Consider the following 10477-nt stretch of genomic DNA (forward strand, 5'->3'; position numbering starts at 1 on the left):
GGGCGGGGCGGCACGGTCGTCCCGGGACCCGATCGCTCACCGGCCGTCCGGTGCGGCGCCCACCGCCGACCCGACGGCCCTGCCCGGAAACGGCGCCCGCGTGGTGTCCCGGCAGGCATCCGGGGAGCGGCAGGATCCGCCCGTAGCGGGCGGGGCCGGACGGCCCGGTGCGGACGACGGGACGGCGCGGGGCTCCGACGCAGGGCCTGGCAGGGACTCCGGCGCCGGTACCGAGCCCGGCAGGGACGGGGCGCGGGCAGCGGGAGCGGCGGGACGCGCCGAGGGATACGACAGGCAAGGGGAGGCTTCACGTGGGCGGTAGGCGGGTCCGGGCCGGCCGGGGGAGGCCGGTGCGGTCAGCGGTGTGGGCCGCCGCCGGTGTCGTACTGCTGGCCGGGTGCGCCTCGATGCCCGACAGCGGGGATCTGCGCGATGTCGAGTCCACGCCCCGTCAGGACACACAGGTGCGCGTGTTCGCCATGCCGCCGAGTGAGGGCGCGACGCCCACGCAGATCGTGCAGGGCTTTCTGGAGGCGCTGACCAGCGACGACCCCCAGTACAAGACCGCCCGCCAGTATCTGACCGAGGACGCCGCGAAGACCTGGCGGCCGGAGCTGTCCACCACCGTGCTCGCCGACGGGCCGGACGCCCGGGAGGACCGTCCCGTGCGGGACGACGCCGGTGTGCGGTCCTTCACGCTGACGGGCACCAGGGTCGCCACCGTGGACACCCAGCGGGCCTACGCGCCCGCCTCGGGGTCGTACGAGAAGCTGCTGCATCTCACGCGGGACACGAAGAACCGCGAGTGGCGCATCGACGGGGTGCCGCAGGGCATCGTCATGGGCAAGTCGGACTTCGAACGCAACTTCATGTCCGTCAACAAGTACTACTTCGCCTCGAACACCGCGGGCTCCGCGGCCGGCTCGCCTCCGATGGCGGTCGCCGACCCGGTCTACGTCCGCAGCCATGTGGACCCCACCACGCAGATGGTGCGCTCCCTGCTGAGCGGCCCCACCACCTGGCTGAACAGCGTGGTCAGGTCGAGCTTCCCGACAGGGACGGCGCTGGCGAAGGACGCCGGGGCGCTGACGGCGGACGAGCGGGGCAGGCTGACCGTGCCGCTCAACGACAAGGCGGCCGGGGTCGGGGCCAACCGGTGCGAGGAGATGGCCGCCCAGCTGCTGTTCACGCTGCGCAATCTCAGCCCGGTCGTGGAGGAGGTCGACCTGAGGGCCGGCGGGAAGCAGCTGTGCTCGCTCTCCCAGGACGGTGCCGAGGCCGTGGCCGCGCGGGGCTCGCAGCACCCCCCGGAGTACCTGTACTTCCTCGACGAGGACCGCAAGCTGGTGCGGATCGCCGCGGGCAACAGCGCCACCGATCCGGAGGCGGTGCCGGGGGCGCTGGGCGAGGGCGAGAAGGCGCTGCGATCGGTGGCGGTCGCGCGCGACGAGCACACGGCTGCCGGGGTCGCGATCGACGGCAAGGCGCTGTACGTGGGGTCGATGGTGTCGGGCGGTTCGCTCGGCGAGCCCGTGCTGCGCAGCCGGGGCAAGTCGGAGAAGGACCGGCTGACCGCGCCGAGCTGGGACGCGCAGGGCGGGCTGTGGGTGGCCGACCGGGACCCCGCCGCTCCGCGGTTGTACCTGCTGGAGAAGGGCGGCGGCGAGCCGCTGGAGGTGCGGACGCCGGGGCTGGACGGCCGTATCCAGTCGGTCCGGGTCGCCGCGGACGGGGTGCGGATCGCGCTCGTCGTGGAGAAGGGCGAGCGGCGTTCGCTGCTGATCGGGCGGATCGAACGCAGCAAGCCGGACGACAAGGCGGACGAGCGGCCCACGGTCACCGTGCTGGAGCTGCGCTCGCCCACGCCCGAGCTGGAGCAGGTCACCGCGATGTCGTGGACCGGGGACAGCCGGCTTGTGGTGGTCGGGCGCGAGGAGGGTGGCGTCGAGCAGATGCGGTACGTCGATGTCGACGGCTCCACACCGGATGTGCCGGCGCCGGCGGCCCTCACCGGGGTCAAGGAGGTCACCGCGTCCGCGGACGAGCAAGTGCCGCTGGTGGCCCACTCGGTGGACGGCATCGTGCGGCTGCCGTCGGGTGCGCAGTGGCAGAAGGTGACGCAGGGGTCGGCGCCGGTCTATCCGGGATGACGGATTCCGGCCCGGCATGACATGCGGGGTCTGTGCGGAGTTATCCACAGGGGTGGCCGGTCCGGGTGGGCGTTGGCACAGTGGGGCCATGCGGGGCTGGTGGCGTGACTTCACCGACCTGGTGCTTCCGCCGGAGTGCGGCGGATGCGGCAGGCCTCGTACGGTGCTCTGCGGCCGGTGCCGTACGGCACTGAGCGGGGCGCCGCCGGTCCGGGTACGCCCCGATCCGGAACCGCCCGGCCTGCCGGTCGTACACGCGGCGGCCCCGTACGCCGACGAGGTACGCGCGACGCTCCTGGCCCACAAGGAACGCGGCGCGCTGGCGCTGGCGCGTCCCCTGGGCGAGGCGCTCGCGGGTGCGGTGCGGGCGGGGTTGGAGGCGTGGGCGGAGGCGGCTGACGCGGACCAGTGGCGCGTACCGGGGGCGCACACCGCGGGTGACGAGCGCGGGTGGTTGCTGGACGCGCGGACGGTCGGGCGTGCGCAGGAGGTGCCTGCACGCCGGGCGGCTTCTCGGCGTAGGGCCGGCGGCGGTGGGCCGTTGCTGGTGCCTGTGCCTTCGGCGCGGGGGGCTGTGCGGGCTCGGGGGCATGATGCCGGGCGGCGGATCGCCTTTGCTGCGGCCGGTGTGTTGCGGCGGGGTGGGGTGGCCGCACGGGTGGTTCCCGTGTTGCGGCAGCGGCGGGTGGTGGCCGATCAGGCGGGGCTCGGGGCGCAAGAGCGGCTGGCCAATCTCGCGGGGGCGCTGGCGGTGGCCCCCGGCGGTGAACGGCTGTTGCTCACCGGCGGGTCGGTGGTACTCGTCGACGACCTCATGACCACAGGGGCGTCCCTCGCGGAGGCGGCGCGTGTGGTGCGGGCTGCGCTGTCCGGCGCGAGGCTGGACGGGGGACGGATTTCGAGCGTTTCGGCGCCCGCGTTCGTGTACAGGGGTGAGAGATGGGAAAGGAGAGGAGAACAACAGCGGAACCGGCCGGTTCGCGAGACGGTGAGCCGACGGGCCGACCGGGTGTGCGCGGCCGTCGTCGGGGCCCCGCCGGATGCTTTCGAAATAAACCGGAACTGACTGAGAACTTACGTCGTTGCAGGTTATGAGAGGGCCAATTCACCTGAACGGAGGTACGCCGCAGTAGAGGGTGACGACATCCGTCCGGGCGAGATATGTTCGGTTGTGAGGGAAAGCCGCAGGCCACACCTTACGAATCCGAATGCCGTGTCGCGGGTTTTCTGCAATCACCCGCGCTGGGGGAGTGGAGATCCCGCCCACGGGGGAGGAGGTGGAAGTCACCGAGTCCGAGGTTCCGGGGCTGACCGGAACCTGGTGCAAAAGGGAGACGCTCCGCATCGAGGCGGAGTGATCCGGGAACGGAGTTCTGCGTGGACATCGTCGTCAAGGGCCGCAAGACCGAGGTGCCCGAGCGGTTCCGGAAGCACGTGGCCGAGAAGCTGAAGCTGGAGAAGATCCAGAAGCTCGATGGCAAGGTGATCAGCCTCGACGTCGAGGTGTCCAAGGAGCCCAACCCCCGACAGGCCGACCGCTGTGACCGAGTGGAGATCACGCTCCGCTCCCGCGGTCCGGTGATCCGGGCGGAGGCGGCGGCGAGCGACCCGTACGCGGCGCTCGACCTGGCAGCGGAAAAGCTGGACGCCCGGCTGCGCAAGCAGCACGACAAGCGTTTCTCGCGGCGCGGCGCGCGCAGGATCTCGGCAGCCGAGGTCCCCGCCCACGTCCCGGGCGCGGCGACACTCAACGGCACCGGCGCGGCCTCCGCCCCGGAGGAGCGCGAAGCCGTCCCGACGAAGAAGATCGGTTCGCTGGAGGTGCAGGGGGACGGCCCCCTCGTCGTCCGCGAGAAGACCCACGTCGCCGCCCCCATGACCCTTGACCAGGCTCTCTACGAGATGGAACTGGTCGGGCACGACTTCTATCTGTTCGTCGACTCCGAGACGAAGGAACCCGCCGTCGTCTACCGGCGTCACGCCTACGACTACGGCGTGATCCACCTCAGGACCGACACGATGGTCACCGAGAGCCATTCCCCCGAGGCGGGCGGAACCCTCGGCGGCTGACCTGCCGAGCGACAGCCGAGTGGTGCCCCTGGTGCGCGTGTGTGCGCCCCCAGGGGCACCGGTGTGCGACCCCTTCGCACCGCACGCTGTCACCCCGGTGTCGTCCGGGCATGGAATCATGGCTGCAACGGCTCAAGCGGTGGGCCGTTGCCTTGGGTTGGCGATGGCTCAGGACCACAGGCCAAGCCTTCAGGGGGAGGAACGATGGCGGACAGCTTCGGACCGATGCGGGACGAGGACGCCGACGACGGCGTCGTCGGCATGGGCCCGGACGCGGGCTCACCACGCAAGGAGCCGATCAGAGTCCTTGTGGTGGACGACCACGCGCTGTTCCGTCGCGGGCTGGAGATCGTGCTGGCCGCCGAGGAGGACATCCAGGTCGTCGGTGAGGCCGGGGACGGCGCGGAGGCCGTGGAGAAGGCCGCCGATCTGCTGCCCGACATCATCCTGATGGATGTGCGGATGCCGAAGCGGGGCGGGATCGAGGCGTGCACCTCCATCAAGGAGGTGGCCCCCAGCGCCAAGATCATCATGCTGACGATAAGCGACGAGGAAGCCGATCTCTACGACGCCATCAAGGCGGGCGCGACCGGTTATCTGCTCAAGGAGATCTCCACCGACGAGGTGGCCACCGCCATTCGCGCGGTGGCCGACGGACAGTCGCAGATCAGCCCCTCGATGGCGTCGAAACTGCTCACCGAGTTCAAGTCGATGATCCAGCGCACCGACGAGCGCAGGCTCGTCCCGGCGCCCCGGCTGACGGACCGTGAACTGGAAGTCCTCAAGCTCGTCGCCACGGGAATGAACAACCGCGACATCGCCAAGGAGTTGTTCATCTCCGAGAACACCGTGAAGAACCACGTCCGCAACATCCTGGAGAAGCTGCAGCTGCACTCCAGGATGGAGGCCGTGGTCTACGCGATGCGGGAGAAGATCCTCGAGATCCGCTGAGCGGGACCCCTGAGCGGGACCCCTGAGCGGGATCCGCTGAGCGAGTCAGGCGAGGAGCCGGGCGAGTTCGCGTACGAGGGGCTCGCGCAGCTCCGGTGCGTCGACGCGTTCCACCCGGACGTCGGTGCAGTCCACCCAGCTCGCCGCCTCCACCAGCGCCTGCGCCACCGCCGGGACCGCCTTGCGGCCCTCCAGGGTCGCCAGTCTGGCCACCAGGGTGCGGCCCTCACGGGCGGGATCGACCCGGCCGACGAGGCGGCCGCCGGCGAGCACCGGCATCGCGAAATAGCCGTACACCCGCTTCTGCTTGGGCACATAGGCCTCCAGGCGGTGGGTGAAGCCGAAGATCCGCTCCGTGCGCGCCCGTTCCCAGATCAAGGAGTCGAACGGTGACAGCAGGGTCGTCCGGTGGCGTCCGCGGGGCGGGGTGGCGAGGGCCGCCGGATCGGCCCAGGCCGGCTTGGCCCAGCCCTCGACCGTGACCGGGACCAGACCGGAGTCGGCGATCACCGCGTCGACCTGCTCGCCCTTGAGACGGTGGTAGTCGGCGATGTCCGCACGGGTGCCCACGCCCAGGGACTGGCCGGCCAGCCGGACCAGGCGGCGCAGGCACTCGGCGTCGTCCAGTTCGTCGTGCAGCAGCGCGTCCGGGATCGCGCGCTCGGCGAGGTCGTAGACCCGCTTCCAGCCGCGGCGCTCCACGCACACCACCTCCCCATACATCAGCGCGCGCTCCACGGCGACCTTGGTCCCGGACCAGTCCCACCACTCGCTGGTGCGCTTGGCGCCGCCCAACTCCGTGGCCGTCAGCGGGCCTTCCGCGCGGAGCTGCTTGATCACCTGGTCGTAGGTGCCGTCGGGCAGGTCGTGGTTCCAGTGCGGGCGGGCACGGTAGGCGCGGCGGCGGAAGGCGAAGTGGGGCCACTCCTCGACGGGCAGGATGCACGCGGCGTGCGACCAGTACTCGAACGCGTGCGGCGGCTGGGAGCCGGACGTCCAGTACGCGTCCTCGACGGTTCTGCGGCCCACGGCGCCGAGGCGGGCGTAGGGGATCAGCTCGTGGGAGCGGGCGAGGACGGAGATGGTGTCGAGCTGCACCGCACCCAGATGACGCAGGACACCGCGGACTCCCGCACGGCGGTCGGGAGCGCCGAGGAAGCCCTGGGCCCGCAGGGCGATACGGCGGGCCTCGTCCGCCGAGAGTTCAGTGGTGGGACGCGCAAGGGTCGTCATACGTCCGCACGATAGAGGCCGCCACTGACAACGGGCCCCGGCCCGGACCTCACCCGGGCACCGGCAGATACGGCGTCGTGGAGGAGAGCCCCAGGTCGGAGGGGAGCAGGGAGCCCACCCAGCAGTCCCGCAGCACGCCCTTGTTGTTGAGGGCGGAACGCAGGGTGCCCTCGATGAGGAAGCCCGCGCGTTCGGCCACCGCGCGGGAGGGCCGGTTGCCGACCTCGGCGCGCCACTCCACGCGGTCGATCGACATGCGCGTGAAGGCCCAGCGGGCGGCGGTGACGGCGGCCTCGGTGATGTAGCCGTTGCCGCGGTGCTCCTTGGCGGCCCAGAAGCCGATCTCGCCCGTGCCCAGGGAGCGCGAGGTGATGCTGAGCATGCCCGCGAGCTCCCCGGTGGTCAGGAAGACACCGAAGGTGAACATCGAACCGTTCGCCCAGCCGTCCGGGGCCATCTGCTCCGTGAAGCCCCGCGCGTGCTCCGGAAGGTACGGGGAGGGGATCGTGGTCCAGCGCTGGATGTCGGGGTCCTGACAGGCCGCGTACACGGCATCGGTGTCCTGCGGGCCGACGGTGCGCAGCACAAGGCGGTCCGTGGTGAGCGTGACGGGTTCCATCGGCCGATTCTGCGCTCGGGCCGGTGAACGGCGCCATCCATTTCGCCGTGTGTGAGGCGGCGATCACCCTTCGCGTAATTCGCGGAGGCGATGCGGCACCATCCGAGGGGCCCGGACGTTGTCCTTTGTGAAGCAGCCGTGGAACAGATGACAAGCACTTGGCAAGCAGCGGACGGTCGCCGACACGGCAGGCCTCCCGGCGTGGCGGGGTCCTCGCATACGATGGCCGTTGCTCAGTCAGTGAAATGGAAACCGACCGTCCCAGGCCCGACCGGCAAGGAGACCAACCCCCGTGTCCGTCCTCTCGAAGATCATGCGTGCAGGCGAAGGCAAAATCCTGCGCAAGCTGCACCGCATCGCGGACCAGGTCAACTCCATCGAAGAGGACTTCGTCGACCTCTCCGACGCCGAGCTGCGGGCCCTCACCGATGAGTACAAGCAGCGGTACGCCGACGGTGAGAGCCTGGACGACCTGCTGCCCGAGGCGTTCGCCACCGTCCGCGAGGCCGCCAAGCGCGTCCTCGGCCAGCGTCACTACGACGTGCAGATGATGGGGGGCGCCGCCCTGCACATGGGGTACGTGGCCGAGATGAAGACCGGTGAGGGCAAGACCCTCGTCGGCACGCTGCCCGCGTACCTCAACGCCCTGTCCGGCGAGGGCGTCCACATCATCACGGTCAACGACTACCTGGCCGAGCGCGACTCCGAGATGATGGGCCGCGTCCACCGCTTCCTGGGCCTGGACGTCGGCTGCATCCTCGCCAACATGACGCCGGCCCAGCGCCGCGAGCAGTACGCCTGCGACATCACCTACGGCACGAACAACGAGTTCGGCTTCGACTACCTCCGCGACAACATGGCGTGGTCCAAGGAGGAACTCGTCCAGCGCGGGCACAACTTCGCGATCGTCGACGAGGTCGACTCCATCCTCATCGACGAGGCCCGTACGCCGCTGATCATCTCGGGTCCGGCCGACCAGGCGACCAAGTGGTACGGCGACTTCGCCAAGCTGGTCAAGCGCCTCAAGCGCGGTGAGGCCGGGCAGCCGCTCAAGGGCATCGAGGAGACCGGCGACTACGACGTCGACGAGAAGAAGCGCACGGTCGCCATCCACGAGTCCGGTGTCAGCAAGGTCGAGGACTGGCTGGGCATCGAGAACCTGTACGAGTCGGTGAACACCCCGCTCGTGGGCTACCTGAACAACGCCATCAAGGCCAAGGAGCTCTTCAAGCGCGACAAGGACTACGTCATCATCGACGACGAAGTCATGATCGTCGACGAGCACACCGGCCGTATCCTCGCCGGCCGCCGCTACAACGAGGGCATGCACCAGGCCATCGAGGCGAAGGAAGGCGTGCCGATCAAGGACGAGAACCAGACGCTCGCCACGATCACGCTGCAGAACTTCTTCCGCCTCTACAAGCGCCACGACCACAACGGCAAGGAAATGCCCGGTCTGTGCGGCATGACCGGTACGGCGATGACCGAGGCCGCCGAGTTCCACCAGATCTACAAGCTCGGTGTGGTGCCCATCCCGACCAACCGGCCGATGATCCGCAAGGACCAGTCGGACCTGATCTACCGCACCGAGGTCGCCAAGTTCGAGGCGGTCGTCGACGACATCGAGGAGAAGCACCGCAAGGGCCAGCCGATCCTCGTCGGCACGACCTCGGTGGAGAAGTCCGAGTACCTCTCGCAGCAGCTGAGCAAGCGCGGCATCCAGCACGAGGTGCTGAACGCCAAGCAGCACGACCGTGAGGCGCAGATCGTCGCCCAGGCCGGCCGCAAGGGCGCCGTCACCGTGGCCACCAACATGGCCGGCCGTGGTACGGACATCAAGCTCGGCGGCAACCCCGAGGACCTCGCCGAGGCGGAGCTGCGCCAGCGCGGCCTCGACCCCGAGGAGCACATCGAGGAGTGGGCGCACGCCCTGCCGGCGGCGCTCGAGCGCGCCGAGGCCGCGGTCAAGGCCGAGAAGGAGGAGGTCGAGCGGCTCGGCGGCCTCTACGTGCTCGGCACCGAGCGGCACGAGTCGCGGCGTATCGACAACCAGCTGCGCGGACGTTCCGGCCGTCAGGGCGACCCCGGCGAGTCCCGCTTCTACCTCTCGCTCGGCGACGACCTGATGCGGCTGTTCAAGGCCCAGATGGTCGAGCGCGTGATGTCCATGGCCAACGTCCCGGACGACGTGCCGATCGAGAACAAGATGGTCACGCGCGCGATCGCCTCCGCGCAGTCGCAGGTCGAGCAGCAGAACTTCGAGACGCGTAAGAACGTCCTGAAGTACGACGAGGTGCTCAACCGGCAGCGCGAGGTCATCTACGGCGAGCGGCGCCGCGTCCTGGAGGGCGAGGACCTGCACGAGCAGATCCAGCACTTCATGGACGACACCATCGACGCCTATGTGCAGGCCGAGACCGCCGAGGGCTTCCCCGAGGACTGGGACCTGGACCGGCTGTGGGGCGCCTTCAAGCAGCTGTACCCGGTGAGCGTCACCATCGAGGAGCTGGAGGAGGCCGCCGGCGACCGGGCCGGGCTGACCGCCGAGTTCATCTCCGAGTCCATCAAGGACGACATCCGCGAGCAGTACGCGAAGCGTGAGGAGCAGCTCGGCTCCGAGATCATGCGTGAGCTGGAGCGCCGGGTCGTGCTGTCGGTGCTGGACCGCAAGTGGCGCGAGCACCTGTACGAGATGGACTACCTGCAGGAGGGCATCGGCCTGCGCGCGATGGCCCAGAAGGACCCGCTGGTCGAGTACCAGCGCGAGGGCTTCGACATGTTCACCGCGATGATGGACGGCATCAAGGAGGAGTCCGTCGGCTACCTGTTCAACCTGGAGGTCCAGGTCGAGCAGCAGGTCGAGGAGGTCCCGGTCGAGGAGGCCGCGCCGTCGCTGGAGAAGCAGGACGCGGTGCCCGCGCAGGCGGGGTCCCGGCCCGAGATCCGCGCGAAGGGGCTGGAGGCGCCGCAGCGGCGGAACCTCCACTTCACCGCGCCGACCGTGGACGGTGAGGGCGGCACCATCGAGGGTGACTTCAGCGAGGACGGCGAGCCGGTGCGCTCCCCGGCCGACGGCCTCACGCGCGCGGAGCGCCGCAAGCAGGCGCGGGGCGGGCGTCGCCGCAAGAAGTGAGCGGGGCTCCTCCGCAGGGGGAGCAGAGGCTCCCCGAGGGGGAGCGGCACGAGCTGGTCGAGGGCCGGGCATCTGAGGGTGCCCGGCCCTCGGGCGTTGTGTGCGGTCGGTTCAGTGGGCGCCGACGGGCTGGGGGCGGGGGCCGCCCACCTCCACGGCGGTGCAGCGCCAGCGCAGGTCGCGGCCCTGCTCCAGGCGGAAGGCGAGGGCGCGCAGCCGGTCGCCGGCGGCGATGCGGGCGAAGACCTCCAGGGCGCCTTCGCGGGGGACGAAGTAGCCGATGTCCCGGACGACGGGCCGGGCACCGCGGGTGCGCAGCGG

8 protein-coding genes are annotated in these 10477 nt (G+C 70.3%); 5 read left to right on the forward strand and 3 right to left on the reverse strand.

All coding sequences use genetic code 11. The features are described 5' to 3' along the window. The first annotated feature begins 311 nt into the window (after window positions 1-311). The 4 genes from N4P33_RS27075 to N4P33_RS27090 all read left to right on the forward strand — a co-directional run bounded on the left by N4P33_RS27075 (window position 312) and on the right by N4P33_RS27090 (window position 5171). Window positions 312-2150 carry an LpqB family beta-propeller domain-containing protein gene (locus N4P33_RS27075; RefSeq protein WP_399030189.1) on the forward strand — a complete coding sequence of 613 codons (1839 nt, stop codon included), beginning with the start codon at window positions 312-314 and terminating at the stop codon, window positions 2148-2150. Between the two features lie 88 nt (window positions 2151-2238). Beyond that, window positions 2239-3216, forward strand: coding sequence for a ComF family protein (locus N4P33_RS27080; RefSeq protein WP_260829408.1), 978 nt, complete (start codon window positions 2239-2241; stop codon window positions 3214-3216). Between the two features lie 311 nt (window positions 3217-3527). Further along, window positions 3528-4220 (forward strand): ribosome hibernation-promoting factor, HPF/YfiA family, encoded by a 693-nt coding sequence (gene hpf, locus N4P33_RS27085; protein WP_260829409.1) that lies wholly within the window; start codon window positions 3528-3530, stop codon window positions 4218-4220. Between the two features lie 204 nt (window positions 4221-4424). After that, window positions 4425-5171 (forward strand): response regulator transcription factor, encoded by a 747-nt coding sequence (locus tag N4P33_RS27090; RefSeq protein WP_260829410.1) that lies wholly within the window; start codon window positions 4425-4427, stop codon window positions 5169-5171. 45 nt (window positions 5172-5216) lie between these two features. Here N4P33_RS27090 and N4P33_RS27095 read toward each other — a convergent pair whose 3' ends face one another. Continuing rightward, window positions 5217-6404 carry a winged helix-turn-helix domain-containing protein gene (locus N4P33_RS27095; protein ID WP_260829411.1) on the reverse strand — a complete coding sequence of 396 codons (1188 nt, stop codon included), beginning with the start codon at window positions 6402-6404 and terminating at the stop codon, window positions 5217-5219. A 49-nt stretch (window positions 6405-6453) separates the two neighbouring features. Beyond that, window positions 6454-7023 carry a GNAT family N-acetyltransferase gene (locus tag N4P33_RS27100; RefSeq protein WP_260829412.1) on the reverse strand — a complete coding sequence of 190 codons (570 nt, stop codon included), beginning with the start codon at window positions 7021-7023 and terminating at the stop codon, window positions 6454-6456. Window positions 7024-7315: 292 nt separating this feature from the next. On the opposite strand from N4P33_RS27100, the gene secA reads away from it, so the two are divergent. Then, on the forward strand, window positions 7316-10156 hold the full coding sequence (gene secA, locus N4P33_RS27105; protein ID WP_260829413.1) for a preprotein translocase subunit SecA: 2841 nt from the start codon (window positions 7316-7318) through the stop codon (window positions 10154-10156). A 111-nt stretch (window positions 10157-10267) separates the two neighbouring features. Here the strand turns inward: secA and N4P33_RS27110 are convergent. Continuing rightward, the coding region (locus tag N4P33_RS27110) for an Rv3235 family protein (RefSeq protein WP_260829414.1) at window positions 10268-10477 on the reverse strand (210 nt) is incomplete at its 5' end.

The organism is Streptomyces sp. 15-116A (assembly GCF_025290915.1).
Taxonomy (GTDB): domain Bacteria; phylum Actinomycetota; class Actinomycetes; order Streptomycetales; family Streptomycetaceae; genus Streptomyces.

Bases quoted from the DNA above. Each gene is read 5' to 3' on its own strand.
- N4P33_RS27100 (WP_260829412.1), bottom strand. From the start codon at position 7,023: ATGGAACCCGTCACGCTCACCACGGACCGCCTTGTGCTGCGCACCGTC.
- N4P33_RS27080 (WP_260829408.1), top strand. From the start codon at position 2,239: ATGCGGGGCTGGTGGCGTGACTTCACCGACCTGGTGCTTCCGCCGGAG.
- N4P33_RS27095 (WP_260829411.1), bottom strand. From the start codon at position 6,404: ATGACGACCCTTGCGCGTCCCACCACTGAACTCTCGGCGGACGAGGCC.
- N4P33_RS27090 (WP_260829410.1), top strand. From the start codon at position 4,425: ATGGCGGACAGCTTCGGACCGATGCGGGACGAGGACGCCGACGACGGC.